Origin of the sequence: Labilibaculum manganireducens (genome assembly GCF_002843385.1) — a bacterium.
Lineage (GTDB): Bacteria > Bacteroidota > Bacteroidia > Bacteroidales > Marinifilaceae > Labilibaculum > Labilibaculum manganireducens.
This window is the reverse complement of sequence record NZ_MVDE01000008.1, coordinates 67,465-84,080: the sequence shown is the minus strand read 5'-3', so window position 1 is coordinate 84,080 and position 16,616 is coordinate 67,465. Positions and strand designations below refer to the sequence as shown.

The 16,616-nt window shown below is 37.3% G+C and carries 17 protein-coding genes; 5 read left to right on the top strand and 12 right to left on the bottom strand.

What is annotated here, in order from left to right; translation table 11 throughout:
• The first annotated feature begins 77 nt into the window (after nucleotides 1–77).
• The 3 genes from pdxR (at nucleotide 78) to BZG01_RS07345 (ending at nucleotide 3,215) form a co-directional block, all read left to right on the top strand.
• The gene (pdxR, locus tag BZG01_RS07355; RefSeq protein WP_101309175.1) at nucleotides 78–1,538 is read left to right on the top strand and encodes a MocR-like pyridoxine biosynthesis transcription factor PdxR; all 1,461 of its coding nucleotides are present in this window, start codon (nucleotides 78–80) and stop codon (nucleotides 1,536–1,538) included.
• Between the two features lies 1 nt (nucleotide 1,539).
• Nucleotides 1,540–2,301, top strand: a complete 762-nt coding sequence (locus BZG01_RS07350; protein ID WP_180327251.1) for a class I SAM-dependent methyltransferase — start codon at nucleotides 1,540–1,542, stop codon at nucleotides 2,299–2,301.
• Between the two features lie 77 nt (nucleotides 2,302–2,378).
• On the top strand, nucleotides 2,379–3,215 hold the full coding sequence (locus BZG01_RS07345) for an endonuclease/exonuclease/phosphatase family protein (protein ID WP_101309241.1): 837 nt from the start codon (nucleotides 2,379–2,381) through the stop codon (nucleotides 3,213–3,215).
• A gap of 77 nt (nucleotides 3,216–3,292) precedes the next feature.
• Here BZG01_RS07345 and BZG01_RS07340 read toward each other — a convergent pair whose 3' ends face one another.
• From BZG01_RS07340 to BZG01_RS07285, 12 genes are all read right to left on the bottom strand, one after another.
• On the bottom strand, nucleotides 3,293–4,084 hold the full coding sequence (locus BZG01_RS07340) for a mechanosensitive ion channel family protein (protein WP_101309173.1): 792 nt from the start codon (nucleotides 4,082–4,084) through the stop codon (nucleotides 3,293–3,295).
• A 49-nt stretch (nucleotides 4,085–4,133) separates the two neighbouring features.
• Nucleotides 4,134–5,900, bottom strand: coding sequence for an APC family permease (locus BZG01_RS07335; RefSeq protein WP_101309172.1), 1,767 nt, complete (start codon nucleotides 5,898–5,900; stop codon nucleotides 4,134–4,136).
• A gap of 317 nt (nucleotides 5,901–6,217) precedes the next feature.
• The gene (locus tag BZG01_RS07330; RefSeq protein ID WP_101309171.1) at nucleotides 6,218–7,090 is read right to left on the bottom strand and encodes a glycine betaine ABC transporter substrate-binding protein; all 873 of its coding nucleotides are present in this window, start codon (nucleotides 7,088–7,090) and stop codon (nucleotides 6,218–6,220) included.
• Nucleotides 7,091–7,114: 24 nt separating this feature from the next.
• Nucleotides 7,115–7,975, bottom strand: coding sequence for an ABC transporter permease (locus tag BZG01_RS07325; RefSeq protein ID WP_101309170.1), 861 nt, complete (start codon nucleotides 7,973–7,975; stop codon nucleotides 7,115–7,117).
• 1 nt (nucleotide 7,976) lies between these two features.
• Nucleotides 7,977–9,221, bottom strand: a complete 1,245-nt coding sequence (locus BZG01_RS07320) for a quaternary amine ABC transporter ATP-binding protein (protein WP_101309169.1) — start codon at nucleotides 9,219–9,221, stop codon at nucleotides 7,977–7,979.
• Between the two features lie 18 nt (nucleotides 9,222–9,239).
• Nucleotides 9,240–10,400, bottom strand: coding sequence for a hypothetical protein (locus BZG01_RS07315; protein WP_101309168.1), 1,161 nt, complete (start codon nucleotides 10,398–10,400; stop codon nucleotides 9,240–9,242).
• 762 nt (nucleotides 10,401–11,162) lie between these two features.
• On the bottom strand, nucleotides 11,163–11,609 hold the full coding sequence (locus BZG01_RS07310) for a transposase (RefSeq protein ID WP_101309240.1): 447 nt from the start codon (nucleotides 11,607–11,609) through the stop codon (nucleotides 11,163–11,165).
• Between the two features lie 259 nt (nucleotides 11,610–11,868).
• Nucleotides 11,869–12,420, bottom strand: coding sequence for a hypothetical protein (locus BZG01_RS07305; protein WP_101309167.1), 552 nt, complete (start codon nucleotides 12,418–12,420; stop codon nucleotides 11,869–11,871).
• Complete coding sequence (locus BZG01_RS07300) at nucleotides 12,417–12,788, bottom strand: hypothetical protein (RefSeq protein ID WP_101309166.1); 372 nt, start codon at nucleotides 12,786–12,788, stop codon at nucleotides 12,417–12,419. The genes BZG01_RS07305 and BZG01_RS07300 overlap by 4 nt, the downstream gene beginning before the upstream one ends.
• Before the next feature lie 70 nt (nucleotides 12,789–12,858).
• Complete coding sequence (locus BZG01_RS07295) at nucleotides 12,859–13,413, bottom strand: hypothetical protein (protein WP_101309165.1); 555 nt, start codon at nucleotides 13,411–13,413, stop codon at nucleotides 12,859–12,861.
• A gap of 31 nt (nucleotides 13,414–13,444) precedes the next feature.
• Nucleotides 13,445–13,957, bottom strand: a complete 513-nt coding sequence (locus tag BZG01_RS07290) for a GRAM domain-containing protein (protein WP_101309164.1) — start codon at nucleotides 13,955–13,957, stop codon at nucleotides 13,445–13,447.
• A gap of 41 nt (nucleotides 13,958–13,998) precedes the next feature.
• On the bottom strand, nucleotides 13,999–14,580 hold the full coding sequence (locus BZG01_RS07285) for a DUF5041 domain-containing protein (RefSeq protein WP_101309163.1): 582 nt from the start codon (nucleotides 14,578–14,580) through the stop codon (nucleotides 13,999–14,001).
• A 611-nt stretch (nucleotides 14,581–15,191) separates the two neighbouring features.
• On the opposite strand from BZG01_RS07285, the gene BZG01_RS07275 reads away from it, so the two are divergent.
• Together BZG01_RS07275 and BZG01_RS07270 are read left to right on the top strand one after the other, a co-directional pair.
• A complete protein-coding gene (locus tag BZG01_RS07275; RefSeq protein WP_101309161.1) occupies nucleotides 15,192–15,404 on the top strand; it encodes a hypothetical protein in 213 nt (70 codons plus the stop codon).
• 185 nt (nucleotides 15,405–15,589) lie between these two features.
• On the top strand, nucleotides 15,590–16,327 hold the full coding sequence (locus tag BZG01_RS07270; protein ID WP_101309160.1) for a DUF6261 family protein: 738 nt from the start codon (nucleotides 15,590–15,592) through the stop codon (nucleotides 16,325–16,327).
• Nucleotides 16,328–16,616 lie beyond the last annotated feature (289 nt).

Sequence of the window (16,616 nt, the reverse complement as noted above, 5' to 3'; positions counted from 1 at the left end):
AAAAAAGTCGTAAATTGGATGTTTTAGACCAACTAATAAGCAAATATATTTGTATCATCAATAAAAGACAATGCACGATGATTTTAATTCCCCTGGACAAGAACAGCAGTATTCCATTATTTCAGCAAATAATCGACCAGCTGATTTTAATGATAGAAAAGGGCAATTTGAGGGAAGGAGATAAACTTCCGTCAACACGGGCTTTTTCTGAAAAATTGGGTGTGAACCGAACCACTATTTGCAGGGCTTACGATGAGTTGTGGGCTTTAGGATATACAGAGAGCAAACAAGGCGGATATTCTACCATTCGCAAAAGAGACAGGAAAGTGGTGGTAACACCTAAACTGAATGCAGATTTATTCGATTGGAATTCGCATGTTTCAGCGGGATATTTGCAGTTGGAAAACAGAATGAATCAGCTGAAGATGAATGAGAATTTAAATTCGATTGATTTTCGGCGATTGGCTCCGGATAAAGATTGTATGCCTGTTGAATTGTTTCGGAAATGTGCCAATCAGATTATGCTCGACCAGGGAAGTACCGTATTTCAGTATGGCGATCCGGCTGGTTATTTGCCTTTGCGGGACAGTATTGCAAAACAAATGCAATTTCATTCTGTATCTGTGCAAACCGAAGAGGTTTTGTTAACGAATGGGGCTCAAAATGCATTGGATTTGGTCTTTCGCATGTTTCTTAATCCAAAAGATAAAATTGCAATTGGAATGCCGGGCTATGCCGCACTCATTCCCTTACTCAAATTGTATCAGGCAGATATAATTCCCATAACAATTAAGGAGGATGGGTTGGATCTGGAAGAACTTGAAAAGGCAATGATCAGTGAAAATTTGAAAGCTGTTTACACCATGCCTAATTTTCAGAATCCAACGGGCATATCAACAAGCCAGACGCACAGAGAAAAGCTCCTGCATTTGTGTGAAAGGCATTCTGTACCGCTTCTGGAAGATGGTTTCGAGGAGGAAATGAAATACTTTGGAAAGAATATACTTCCCATCAAATCGATGGATTCGAAAGGAATTGTGATTTATATCGGAACATTTTCAAAAATATTGTTTCCAGGATTACGGGTAGGTTGGATTGCAGCAGAAAAGAAGGTGATTGAGAAGCTAACGAGAATAAAAAAGGCAGGAGAATTATCGGGAGATCAGTTAAATCAAGCGATTTTAAATTTGTTTTATGAGAAAGGATATTTCGATCAGCATGTGAAAAAAATGCATCGTTTATACCGAAAAAGAATGCAGATAACTTATAAAGCACTTAGCAGATTTATTCCGGCGTATGTGAAATATACCAAACCTCAGGGAGGATATACCATTTGGTTTGAAGTACCGGCAGAAGGCAAATCGGAAGAGGATTTTATGGAATTATTGGCAAATAAGGGTGTATTGGTATCGCCGGGCAGCCATTTTTTCACGAAAGCAAGTGAGAGTGTGAATTTTAGAATATCGATTTCCTGTGTGAATGAAGAAGAGATATGGACAGGAATTGAACGAATAGGATTAATCTTAAAAAATGAATGAAATGATGGAGTTTAGTAATTCGTATGCAGATGTCGCCAGAGCAGAGTCGTATGCAACACTGGAATTTCCCAATACTTACTATTTGGCTTATCGGGATTTACCCAGAATTATTGCAGGCAGATGCAAGGGGAGAAAAGCTATGGATTTTGGTTGCGGAACCGGTCGCTCGACACGTTTTTTGAAAGATCTTAATTTCGATGTTGTAGGGGTGGATATTTCAGCTAAAATGATTGAACAGGCCGGGCAGATTGATTCTATGGGGGATTACCGCCTGATTCAGGAAGCGGATTTTACCGATTTCCAGAAAAATATATTTGATTTGGTGCTGTGTGTTTTCACTTTTGATAATATTCCAACCGGGAAGGATAAGCTGAAGAATTTGATTGAGTTAAAGCAATTGCTCAATTATACCGGAAAAATTGTGATGGTGGTTTCGAATCCTGAAATTTATAGTAACGAGTGGGCTTCTTTCTCGACCAGGGAATTTCCTGATAACTGGAAGAAAAAAAGTGGAGAAAGGGTTTTGATAAGCATGACTGATGTTCCGGATAAGCGACCGGTTGAAGATGTGATGTTTTCGCAGGAGTGTTATCGGAAATTATTCCGAAGGGCAGGTTTAAAAGTTACTGTTCATCATCAACCCCTGGGGAACTATAACGAAGGTATTAACTGGCTTAACGAAACAAGAATTGCCCCTTGGTCGATTTATGTATTGGAGGAAGATCGGGAATTTCATCCATTCAGATACCTTCACCGTTTATAGCGTTTTTTTTGCATTCCAATACTTCCGGCAGAAGAAAACCATTATCTTTAACACGCTTAAATCAGAAAACCATGTTAATGAAAAATTATTTCTTCTTATTGCTTGTTTTACTGGCATTTGGATGCACAAAACAAGAACAGTCTCAAAAATTTATAACTTACAATTTGCGCTATAACAATCCCGGTGATGGTGTTGATCGTTGGGACGCAAGAAAAGCCAATGTTGTTGGTTTGATTACTAAATATCAACCTGATGTTTTTGGAACACAGGAAGGTTTGAACGGTCAGATCACTTATTTGGACAGTGCATTAACGGATTATTCTTATGTTGGAGTTGGGCGCGATGACGGAAAACAAAAAGGCGAGTATTGCGCTGTTTTTTACAAGACTGCAAAATATGAAGTAGTTAAGCAGGCAACTTTTTGGCTGTCGGAAACTCCGGAAGAAGTATCGGTAGGATGGGATGCTGCTTTGGAACGTATTTGTACCTATTTGCTTTTGGAAAACAAACAAAGCGGGGAGCGGTTTTATGTTTTTAATACTCATTTCGATCATATCGGTGAGTTGGCCCGACTCAACAGTTCTAAATTGATTTACAGTAAAATTACCGAGCACAATCCAGAGAAATATCCTTGTGTTTTAATGGGCGATTTGAATCTGACTCCCGAAACTGCGCCAATTCAATATTTGAGTGAGGTATTGGATGAAACAAAAAGTTTGGCCGGCGAAAATTGCTCCGGACCACAAGGGACTTTTAATGCATTTAAACATTCCGAGCCGGTTACCGATCGCATCGATTACATATTTATCAGCAAAGGCGATGGGGTGGTAAATCAGTTCAAAATTATTGATGATCAGATAGAGGAGCGGTATCCTTCGGATCACCTGCCTGTTTTTGTTGAAGTAGTATTGTAAAAATTACGTAGATAAAGAACCCCTCAGACTTTCAGCTCTGAGGGGTTTTATATTTTTATTTCAGCAATATTGGTAAGCTAATAAAGGCCGTTTTTAGTAAGATCCTCAATTGTTTTTATGAGAATCTGCGACTTAATCTGAAGGTGGTAAGCTTTGGATTTTGCTTTAAAAGTATCTATCCAATACAAGATTTTCACGTTCACAGTATTTGCTGCAAGTTCATCAATAACGATCACGGGTTTTTTATCACCGTTCAGAACCTCAGGAATTTCTGCTAAAATACTGTTAATAATCTCCGAAACCTTTTTAAAGTCGACTTTGTAATCCAGTTTGATTGCTATTTCATATCGTAAAAAACCATCAATTGTATAATTGAATAACGGAGATTTTATAATTTGAGAATTCGGGATGAATACATCTTTGCCATCCAGTGTTTTAAGTATGCTTTCCCGAAGATTAAGCTCATTCACGTAACCAATTGTCCCACCAGTCTCAATTAGATCGCCTACTTTAAACGGGCTTTTAAATGCCATTAATATTCCGGAAAGAAAATTTTCACCAATATCTTTAAAGGCAAAACCAATTATAAATGTAGTGATTCCGGCACCAGCCATAATGTTTTTAGCAATTCCTCCCAGTCCTATGATATGAAGAAAAAAAACAAATCCGGTTATGCCGATCATAAAAGCAACAACTTTACCTAAAAAATCAGCGAGTAAGGGATTTTTTGTTTTAGGCTTAATTCTTTTAGTTACGATTTTCTTTATTAGCAGCGAAACCATTATAAACAGGAACAATATGATTCCTCCCAATCCAATTTTGGGCAGTAATTCTATTGTTTTGTTTGATATTTCCTGTAATTCGATCATGTTTGCTATGATTTAATTTAAAAAGTAAAATGAGATCTTTAAAAAGAATTTAAATGATCAGTCTCACGCCACCCAAATCTTCCACTTTATAAAGAAAATGATCTCCCGGTGATGCAATGAACATGAAGTTGATGGGAACTTTCCATTTGTCCGATAGTTCTTTAATTAGTTCCGGACCAAATTTTCCTTCAACAATTAAGGCTTCCACATCAATTTCCGGATACTCTTCGTCGATGATTGCAACCATTTTCTCAAAACTGCTTATAAACTGCGATTCATCTACGTTGGAAGGAGTGGCCACATGAACTATTTTCAGGTTTTTAGTGTGTTCGTTGTTTTTAATATATAACATTACCTTATTTAATACGGCTATATTATCGCGTTTTGTAAAGTAGACGAATTGCTGGGCGTTAATTGAATTAATAACATTATTTAGGTGAGAACTGATTTGCAGAAACCAGTTTTTAATGTAATTGAAAATGTAAATGGAGACACCTAATAAGGCTCTTAATATAGCAACCCGGTTCAACATTACAGAAATAAAGATAATAGCAGGAATAAAGTAGCTTAAAAATACACTCACATTCGAAGGTGCATTTTCATTCTGAGGTTCCATCAGAATATTTCCAACAAGAGCAACTATTACTGCGGTAATGGCAACAAAAACACTCAGCCATTTTGCTGTTTCCGGGCGTGGGAGTTTGGCTCTGCGAACCTTTAGCAGGATATTACCAAATCCGAAAAGAAACATAACCGATAGAAATGAAATGGTATAAACTCCGGCTAAAACCCCAACATTACCATTGGTAATCAGCAGAACAGAAACAGAAAGGATAAAGAACATGACAATGATTCGGTATGAACTGCCTCTCTTGTTTTTTCGCAAGAAAAATTGGGGTAGAATTCGATCCAAAGTCATCCGTTCCAATAATCCTGAAACACCAATGTAAGAAGTTAAAACAGCTCCACTCAAAACAAGTACTGCATCAATTGAAATCAAGGTTGACAACCATTCACCGGATGATAAACTACCCATGTGTGACAGCAGAGTTGTAGAGTATTCTGATCTTATTTCAGGAATAGGTACCAAACTTAGTGCAAGGAATGCCATTAATGGATTGACAATACTTACTACGATCCACATGTTTAAAAGGGTTTTTCGAAAGACTCCCGGTTGTTGCTCTTCCACAAAATTGGCAGAACTTTCGAATCCCGATATGCCGAGCATGGAAGCGGAGAAACCTAAAAATATAGCCATGGTAATGCTACCTTCTACGGGCAAGTTCCAGTTTTCTAAGAATTGAGAAAATCCATTTTGAAGCAAATACATTATTATAAAAAAAGCTAATAAAGACAGCGAAAAAAGATGGAAAATAAAGATGCCAGTAGCCACTTTCGAGGATTCTGTGATCCCAGAAATGGTGAGAACAGCAAAAACCAGTAATAGACCAACGGTAGCGATCATAATTGGCAATTGAGTAAATACATGATGAAAGTAATGCATTGCTTCGTTGGCAGATATCACAGCAGTGGCCATATAAGAAAGTATGGTAAGGGTCGCAGCTAAAGAGGCTGTCGATTTGCTTGTGGTGTTCAGTAATGCATTATATGCACCTCCGTTTAAAGGAAGAGCACCTACAACCTCGCCGTATATTTTTCTGAATAAAAATAGAACTACAGCAACAATGAGTAGGGTGATCCAGGCATATTGGCCTGCAAAACCAATGGAAAGGGCTGATACATATAATACGGATGAGCTAATATCATTTCCGCAAATAGCTGTTGATGCTAAAACACCAAGTTTTTTCTTGTTCATTTATAGATTGAATTTAACCGTTTAGGTAGTTGTAATTTTCAAAATTAATTTATCTGTATGAATTTAATAAATTTTTGAATGAGAATCATTTTTAATTCATAATCGAAAGTACATAAAATTTAAGAATAAATTAAAATTCTGAACTATCTGCCTGTGGTCATTTAGCTTGAAAGAATTCAAGGTTCTAGGTTTTGGTTTTGTTTCAAAATCTCAGAGGGATTCAACATCTAAAACAAATCTGCAGAAATCAAAAAGAGACGTAGCACCAGCTACGTCTCTTTCCGTTTATATGTGAATCTAAAGTTTCAGCTTTCAGATTATTTTATCCATGAATCAACCAATACTTTATTGGTTTTATACCATTCCGCAGCTCCGGCTTCTTCACCTTTGTCTTTAATGGCTGTCATTAATTCGTACAACTGCTCTTCTTTAAGATTAAAGTTTTTGAAAAAAGCCGCCGCCTTAGGTTGGTCTTTCTCAAATCCTCTTCGCGAAATAATTGTGCAGGCATCCTTTGGGTAAACTCCTTTAGGATCTTCTAAATATTTCAAGTCGTTTTGGGTCCAGGCGAAATGTGGTTTCCAGCCGGTTATTGCAATCCACTCTTTATCCCTGATTGCCTTCTCAAGACTGGCCACCATTGCAGGTCCACTTGATGTAATTTGTTCGAAATCGAGTTTATATGCGTCTATAGCTTTAAGCGTGTTGGCATGTATACCAGCACCAGCACCAATACCAATAATTTCATTATTAAATTTATCTTTATTCGCGTTCAACTCTTCTATAGAATTAATCGTAACATACGTAGGAACTACCAAACCAGTTGTACCCTCGCTAAACGATTCGCCTAATATTACCAACTTATCACCATAGTTGTCCCAGTAATCTTTGTGTGTATTCGGAAGCCATGCATCAAGAAATACATCACCTTTTGAGTTTTCTTTTGATAATTCACCATAGATCATGCCTGGAGCCAAATTGGTCAATTCCACATTATAACCATTTGCTTCGAGTGCTGTTTTGGCTAAATAAGTGAACGCAACTCCTTCGGCCCAATTGGGATAAAAGATGTTGACTTCTTTTTTATCTTCACTTTTTCCTTTTTTCTTGCCACTGTTGTTGCATGAACTAACTGAAACAGTTAATAGTACAGCAACAAGCAAGATTCCTAAGTTTCTTAATTTCAACATAATTCTATTTATAGATTATTATAATTATTTTTTTGCGATAGCTTGTGTGATTCTGTCTAAAATTATGGCCAGTATCACAATGCCCAATCCCGATTCAAAACCTTTTGCTATGTCGTTCTGCTGAATTCCCTGGTAAACAATACTTCCCAATCCTTTAGCACCTACCATCGAAGCGATAACCACCATTGATAAAGCCAATAGGATGACCTGGTTAATTCCGGCCAAAATAGTTGGTTTTGCCAAAGGCAACTGGATTTTAAATAAAATTTGTTTTTCGGTTGCACCAAAAGCACGTCCTGCCTCGATCACATCCGATGGAACATTTTGAATTCCCAGACAAGTTAAACGTACGGCTGGTGGAAGCGAGAAAATCACAGTAGCTACAACTCCGGGAGTATTTCCTACACTAAAAAAGAAAATAGCCGGAATCAGATAAACAAAGGCTGGCATGGTTTGCATCAAATCGAGTATGGGTCGAATAATCACATCAGCTGTTTTGCTTCGGGCAGCCAAAATTCCAAGAGGAATACTAAAAATCAGGGCAATCAGGGTTGATACAATAACCAAAGTAGTTGTTTGTATGGATTCTTCCCAGTACCCCATCGCGAATACTAAAAACAATCCCAAAATGACAAATAGTGTCAGTCCGCCTCCTTTTTTTAATCCTTCAATTTTAAAGGCATTTTTCTCGGCATTGGCATAGTATGCCCCCAAGGCTACAAATGCAATAATGATATAAAAAGGAATGCCCAGCAATACATTGTTCATGCTATGAACCGTCCACGAGATAATGTCATCAATAGCTCCCCATAATCCCGAAAAGTTTTCTTCCAGCTTGTTAATTCCGGATTCTATAATGGTACCAAGATCAATTAATTTTTCCATATTACATTTCGTTTGCACGTTCTTTTAGTTCACTTATTTCCTTTTTTCCAAATCGTGTAGCTTCAATAATTAACGAAGTTTGAGAGATCAGACCCAATAACTTTCCAGTTTCTTCTTCGATAACAGCCAGAGGGTATTTAGTCCCTGTAATTAGGGGTAACATATCTTCTACGGAATAGGATTTATATACACTTGGAACATTTGTCTTCAGTGCTTTCTCAATAGAAGTTTCTTTTTCTATTTCCAATTCCAGAAGGTCTTGCAACCACACATAACCAAGAAATACTTTATTTTCATCCTCCACAGGAAGAACATCAACTCCAATAGTACGCATTTTACGGATGGATCCTTTGGGACCATCTTTAGGCATTTGAACCAGCGTATTCTTTTTAAACATGAGAGTTTCAGCCGTAATAATAGTTTTTCGATCCACTTTATTCACAAAAGCTTCAACATATTCAGTTGCCGGGTTTGTTAGAATCTCTTCTGCTGTTCCTATTTGATCCACAACACCATCTTTCATGATGGCAATTCGGTCACCAATTTTCATTGCTTCGTCCAAATCGTGAGTAATAAATACGATCGTTTTTTGCAGCTTGCTTTGTATAGCTAGTAACTCATCCTGCATATCCGATTTAATGAGCGGATCGAGTGCAGAAAACGCTTCGTCCATAAGCAAAACTTCAGGATCGTTTGCCAGGGCACGTGCCAAACCTACCCGTTGTTGCATACCTCCCGACATTGCTGATGGAAATTGCTGTTCATAGCCTTTTAAGCCCACGGTTTCGAGTGCTTGTTGGGCTTTTTCTTCCCGCGCCAGCTTTTCTTCCCCTCTAATCTCTAATCCAAAAGCAGCATTCTCAAGAATTGTTCTGTGTGGCAGGAGACCAAACTTCTGAAATACCATACTCATTTCTGTACGTCGGGTTTCCAATAGTTCTTTATTTGTCTCACGGGTAATATCATGCTCATCAAAAAAAACTTTACCGGCGGTAGGTTCGTTAAGTCGGTTCAAACAGCGGATTAAAGTAGATTTTCCACTGCCCGATAAACCCATAATAACAAAAATCTCTCCCTCCTTAATTTCAAAGTTAACCTTGTTGACCCCAACAGTACATTTTGTTTTCTTCAGAATTTCTTCTTTTGAAATCCCTTTATCAAGTAATGCGAGTGCCTCCTGTTTTCGTTTTCCGAAAATCAGGGTTAAGTCCTCAACTTTTATTTTTATTTTTCTTTGATCCGTCATAACATCTCATTTTTCTAATTAAAAGTAGTAACCAACATTGATATTGAAACGCATTTCCCAATCAGCATCCGGAGTCCCGGCAGCCAAAGCATTGGTCCATTCAGATCCTAACCAAGGTTGATTTTTACCCGCAGCCAAATCGAAATAGGTATAAATATTACCTGCGGTAAACATTGCACCCGTTACATTCATCATTGAACTTTCGAAACTGCTTTCAGCCTTATCCATGTATCCAAAATCGTTGTAGATAACCACATTCGATACAGGTCCCCATTCCAGAGGAATAGAGTAACTTAATCCAAGCGTATAGATACTTGCTTCGGCAGCAACCAAATAAGGAGCGCCATAGGCAGTCATAGCAACAACATCATCACGTTCACTATCGGGATTCTCAGGACTGTATTTGTAATTGGCTATTTGAGCTTTTACACCAAATTTACCTGCCTTCAATTCGTAATACGCAGCAAGTGCATAATGGTTTCCAATTTCCTCGGTATCTATATTATAGAGGCCGCCGTATTGTGCAGATACACCCAAACGATGCTTTGCATTTGTATTGTTGATTTTATACAACAAATCTCCATTCAGTTGATTTACCTCTTTATTTCTAAGAATCAGATTGCCGTCACTATTACTAATTGAGGCAACATCATAAGAATAACGGCTGTTGGAAACATCTGAATTATTTCCAAATTGAAGCTCTTCTGCATTTTTGAAGAATGCCAGACTGTAGTCCCATTTTTCACCCTGATGAGTATACTTCAAGCCCATATCGTGATCATCTTCTAAACCAACATAGTAGTTTAAGCTAAAGAACCAGGAGTTTGAATTGTAAGTTGTGATACCAAAAGGCACTTGGGTTAAACCGAATTGCAGTTCGTTGTTTTCATTAAAATCATAGGCAATCCACCCTTGTTTCAACATGGCTCCACCAAAACTTTCGGAATAGAACCGATATTCTGCATTCAGTTTTAAGCCTTTGTACTCTGCTTTGGCATTTAATCGGAATACATCGAAACCCAAATCGCCGCCACGTTTTTGTTGTGCGTCTTTCCAGGTAGAATTGTTATAATTGAAGCGTAATGCGCCACCAATGTCAACAGTCGCTTTTTCCTGCGCAGTTGCGCAAATAGTAGAAGCAAGGAAACAAATTCCCAGCCAGGTTTTTAAATAAAACATAAATGTAAATTAAATGATTATATCATGCGAAAAATTGAGCGCATGCAATTGATATCCGTTTTAGAGGATATTAAAGTTGGTTTGCGAATAGCATGGAGGGATTGATTTCTTGGACAGAATTCTGATAATGAGAAACTGAAGGCTATTGATTCTGGTGTTTATTTTATTGTGAAATTCACGTATTTTTAATCCCATAGCGCACAAAGGTAGTTATTATTTATAATTTTCCAATTTAAATGATTGATTTATAAGTATTTTACATTCCTTTATGGATTAACATTTAACTTTCAACTGTTAATTTGAAATGCTGCTATGCTCTAGTTGAAAGTTGAGTAATTGGTATTTAGTTTTATTTTATATTGGGGTGTAAATAAATAGATCGCTGAGGCTAAGTTTTTCTTATTCTCACACATTTCTCACGATTTATCCTTCTTTTTTGGCTCGCACCACTTAGTGGTTTTCGGGTAATCTCGAAGGAATTGAGCATGAATAAGCACGGGTGAAATTGATGATATTTTCTTTTTGTTGAACCACTCCGTGGTTCCCATGTGATTTGTCCTGTTCTGCTGTCTTCGTGCTTTGCACTCATCTCTCATTCCTCATCCCCGCATTCCATACGGGGTTATTGGGGTTGAACCACTTCGTGGTTCGTGGTTGGTGGTTTGCGGATAGTCCCGAAGGGATTGAACCTGAATAAGCGTAGGTGCAACTTACTCTCTATGAGAGCAAAGAAGAGAAAGAACCCCGAAGGGTGTTCAACATCTAAAACAAATATTTTTCATCAAACTCAATTCCATGCTCATTCAAAAGCTGAATATACTCTTCACGAAAGCTGAGTTTGCAGTGATGTTCTTTTTGATTCTTCACATAGGCAATCAGATTGCGTTTTGCTGAAATGTCATAAGTGAAAGCGCCATAGCCTTCTTGCCATCCCGAAAAATCGGGCAGTACCTCATTTTTTTTGATAAAATCGGATGTGGCAAGTTTTATATCTTTCACCAATTCAGCAAGCGCTACAGTAGGGTGGAGGTGAGTAATTATATGTAAATGATCTTCCACACCGCCAATTCGGCACAGATAACAATTCTTATTTTCCAGTATCCCCCAAATGAAATGAAAAAGTCTTTCTCTGTCTTTTTCGACGAGAGTTCTATCTCGGTTTTTTGTTGAGAAAACAATCTGATATAGAATTTGTGTATAGGTGCTCATGTGTTTATTTTTTGTTGAACCACTCCGTGGTTCCCACGTGATTTGTCCTGTTCTGCTATCTTCGTGTTTTGCACTCATCTCCGCATTTTATACTTGTCCCCGCATTTCATATGGGGTTATTGGGGTTGAACCACTTCGTGGTTCGTGGTTGGTGATTTGCGGATAATCCCAAAGGGATTGGAATCTGAATAAGCGTAGGTGCAACCTACGGCTATGAACGTGCGAGATGGAAAGGAAGCCCGAAGGGCTTCAACTTTATCTATCGCGAAATTAAGACCCCAACCAATATTCCCACGCCAAGGCCAGCTATTCCGGTCAATACCTTCTGTCCGGTGGTATTCCATTTTTCTTTGCGGATCAGCTCATTGGCACGATCGAGGTTTTGCATCGAGGAATCGAGAGATTGTTGTGTGTACTGCAATGTTTTTTGCGTACTTTCCAACGATTTTTGAGTGTATTCGATAAAATCGAGAGTGGTTTTTTCGCTTTGCCTGCAGTTGGCCAATAGTTTGCTGTACGATAATTCGTGCTCCTCCAAACGGGTTTCGTAAGCCTTAAGCAGATTTTTGCATTCTATATTATCATCTTCCAAAGTGGCTTTGTGGATGCTCTTGTAAAACTGGTATCTCGTTTTATTAATCAGATACATGGTATCGCACACTACAACCAATGTATCGCCAACCACAAGCTGCAAAGGCGATTGGTTCGAGGTGCAATACTGAAGTGGAGACTTTTTTAGGCCCACGTGCTCCTGAGCGCCGGCAGTACAGCTAAATGCTAAAGTAATCAGCAATAGTAGAGTGTTCTTCATAATTCGAATGTGTTGGCACATTTTTGCAGTTCTTTTTTCATTTCTTCTTTTTTCAGAATCTGCTCTTTTAAAACTTTCAGTTCTTCCTTATTTCTTGTACCTCGTTGCTGTTCTTCCAACTCGAGAATATCACGTTCGTTTTTCAGAATTTTCAGCTCATTTTCGGTAAACTCCAGTTTGTTAAGTACGAAACTTAGGGATTGCTGTGCTTTGCCGATGCTGTCTTTTAAAACAGACAGTTCTTTGTTTACCTGATTGATGGTATTTTGGGTTTCTTTTAGTTTGCTGTTGCCCGATACCACAAAGTAGAGCACTACTACCACCAAAATAGTGAGCACAAGGGTAAGGGCATTTTTAAATTTTTCCATAAAGAGTGGGGGATTGGTTGATGCTGTTTCCTGAAATATGTATTGCTTGATGTGCGAAGTCAATTGTTAGTTATTGCTTGGCGTACGCGTTTATTTCTTCTTTTATTTTTGCAGTTAGTTCCTTTTTAATCAAGTGCAAAGCAACACCCTCAGATAATTTGGTGTCTGTCTTAATTTCGATAGTATTATTAAATTTTCCATTAATTACATACTTAGAGCTATCTAAATCACTTGAGGTCTTTAAAACATTTGTTACTGATCTTGTATTTATCACAAATTTCCTTTCCCCTTTTTCATGAAAATCCTCCACTCTTAGTGTTGAGTTTATTTCAATTTTACTGCTTAAAGTCTGTTTATCGTCTACAGTCGCATAATTACTCAAGGAGTTTGTCCACTTTGTAGTCTTATTCAAATTTTGCTTTTCGAGTTCGTTCTTCTCGATATCGGTATTGCCAAAATTTGTATAATTATTTTTGATTTTATGTATTGGTTTATCGTTTTCTGTACTTGTCAATTGGCTTGTACCGCTAATTACATACCGAACATGAATTTTTTCAGATGATTTATTACAGGAAACAAAAAAGATTGAAAGCAAGGCGATAAATGTGAATTGAATTTGTTTCATACTAGGTCATTATTTTAATTGCATTTATCAATTACTTCTCTAATTGCTTAAACCATTCATCCCGGTCGTTCAGCACCAAATCGTATTTTTCATTGTCTTTTGTTACTATTCGCAAACCATTGTCCATAATTCGGCTTGTCTTTCTTTTTATCACTTCCGTGATATCCCCTAAATTAATGGAGGTTTCCTCTTTTTGAAAATTGTATTTGTGAGGATTGAAAATCAATCGTTTATTGGTTAAAAACAACTTGCCGCCAACTGCCACCCAAGTGCCGCTAAACAAATTGGCACCATCTTCATAAATAATATTTTCATCTTCCTCCATTTCTGGATTTTTCACTTTAGAAAGCATTTTTGGCGCGAGTTTTTCCATTACAAAAGGAAAGCCTATCCCAAACAGAATTGTGAAAAACAGGGTCTGATATAAAACACTCTTGATGGTATAAAGGTCAAAGAAATAATTCAGAAGCATCAGTACAATCCCATAGGGGATGCCAGATAGCAAGACAAATATGATTCTTTGTTTAAAATTTAATTTTTTCATTTTCTTGATTTGGATATGGGGTTTTGGTTCTTTTGTCTATTTTATTTTTCTAATTGGTAGCTAAGCAGAATTTTGTGTTTTATTTTTTTTAAAGTTTCATTTTTTAAATCACATTTTACATCTTCACCCCAGCAAAATCTTCTAATCTTCATACCATTGTATGAATCTTCCCAAGCCATTCCAAGAAACAGTAGTGGCGTTTTTTTGCCGTAAGCAATATTATCTGCAGTTATTTCTTTCCAGTAGTGAACGCTCCTGAATTCCGGTAAAATATCAAATCGTACTGTTTGCTGTCTATTTGGATGTATGATCTTAAACCAAAAGGTCTTTGTTGTGTCTGAACTTATCTTGGATATCAGTTTGATTTCTTTTTGAATGTTATCGGATGACCACTTGCCCATATTGAAAGATTTCTTAATCATTATAGAATCCTCAATATATTCTTCTAAATAAAGTGTTAGGTTATAATTCAAATCAACAGAATCAAAATCAAATTTGAATATATCTACTCCCATCATATTTAGGGCTTCATTTATATCTGATGATTCCAATTCTTTGTTAAGTTTCTGAGCATTCAGAATAATTGGTAAAAATGTGGCAATGAATAGAATTAGTCTTTTCATATGTGGTTAAGTTTTAGTTGTGAATACTTTAGTTTCTGAAAAATATATGCACTTTATAGCGCGATCCCCAAGGTAAGCATAAAAATAAAAGTACAAGTGCTTTTGTTTATTAGAATCAGTCCTAATAGTTGTTTGCCGGTTAAATGGTAGGTTTCGCTTGTGGTAAGTGTTTGCCACTATTCCTAAGAAAAGGGGCAATTGTTTTATCCGGAAGAATAGGCTTGTTAGTCATTATTTTCGTGCTGTTTGTTATGTTTTTTTTGATTTTCCCTCTTATTTGTTGGTTTGGTGTTCGTTTAACCGTAAAAACAAAATAAATGCAATTTTTTTCATCCTTCCGAAAGGTGCATGTTTACTTGATTTTTTGCAAAAATACGACATAATAGTTGGTGTGGATTTGAAAAAACTTGTATTAAAATTAATATTGTTCAATTATTATTTTCTAACTTAGAAACCGTTTTGTTAAGGAGAATGACTCGGCCGAGGCATTTAGTTTCATAAAAAGGAAGTGTAGAAGACGTTGGGGGAGGATGGAGCCAGCAAGCATCGTCAGCGAAGGGTATATTTTTGTGCTTAAATTGAGGAATGCCCATGTTTAAAGGGTTTTCGTAATGGCAATATTGTCCTCGCTTTGGAGCGGAGGTGTTTTGAGCATAATAATAGTGTCATTTGCAGACTGCGAAGGCGTTTTTTTTATTGTAAAAGTATTATCGCTTTGGAGCGGAGGTATTATTGGCATAAAAAAGGTGGTTTTTACTGGTGCGAATGCCTTTTTTCCAATCCAAAAGCTGTTTCGCAGCAATGCGAAGGGGGTTTCGAAATGAAAATGGAGTCATCTGCTTGGTGCGAAGATACTTTCGACATACTGATACCTGCTTCGCTTTGGAGCGAGAGCATTATCGTCCTAAAAATGGGGCAATGGAACAAATGCGAAGTGAGTATTGTGTATTGATTTACTGTCTTCGCCAATTAAATTGAAGGTTTTTATCGAATTTTAAAGTATAAGAAAATGAAAATTGAGGGTTTTAGTATAAGTAGATTCAGAAATGCTGAATTTGTATCGTTGGGAAGTGATGTAGTTGCAATTACCAAATCGTACGATTGGGTAGGGCTTGGTATTCCTGGTTTTTATACTCGGGTTGAAACCAGTTTGAATAATTTGGTGGTTCAGTTGAATAAACTGAATACGACAACAGAAACTGCCGGAGCGGGTCTTGCCGACAAGCAGTTTAACAATGCATGGAGGGCTTTAAAGTACATTTGTTTGTGTTACGAGCTGCATCCGAATGAGGATAAGCGCAAGGCTGCTACTGTTTTAATCAATTTGAGTAAAACGCATGGCTACAATTTGCATCAGGAGAGTTTGCAGGAACAAAATGCAAAAGCAAAAATGTTTTTAGCCGATTGCGAAAATGTAGAGGAAGCAAAATTGGCAATACAGCAATTGGGAATTAAAGATATTGTTGATAATGTGCAAATAGCCTTGGATGCGCTTGTTTTGATTCTTGATGAACGAAACAGTAAAAATGCGGATCAGAAACGTGAGAACGACACCAAATTATTTCGTAAGGAACTTACTGAAAGTTTAGATGGAATGTTTAAATATATGGAATCTATGTCGGGTTTGGTTTCGGGTGGCGAACTGGATACTATGATTAAAAAAATTAATGAGAGCATTCTGAAATTGGAAGTGTCGCAAAATATGAGAGGCCGCCGCAAATCGGAAGAACTTGCTGAAACAGAATAGATTTTTTGGTTTTTAAATATTGCAATATGGTTTGATTAATTGCAATGTCCCCCTTACAGATGGTTAGCTGTTTGGGGGATTTTTTTTGAGACACTTTAACCCAGGTACTTCTCCTTAAGGAGAAGCTTCATGTCGATTTTGATTTACTTCATAATCACCCCATCGCCTGTCGGCACTTCCCCTCAAAAAGGGAAGACTTTGTTTGTGAACGATTCTCCCATTTTAAGGGGAGATGTCCGAAGGACAGAGGGGTGTGTTTTGTTTTCCGATTGATTTACTTCTTAATCAC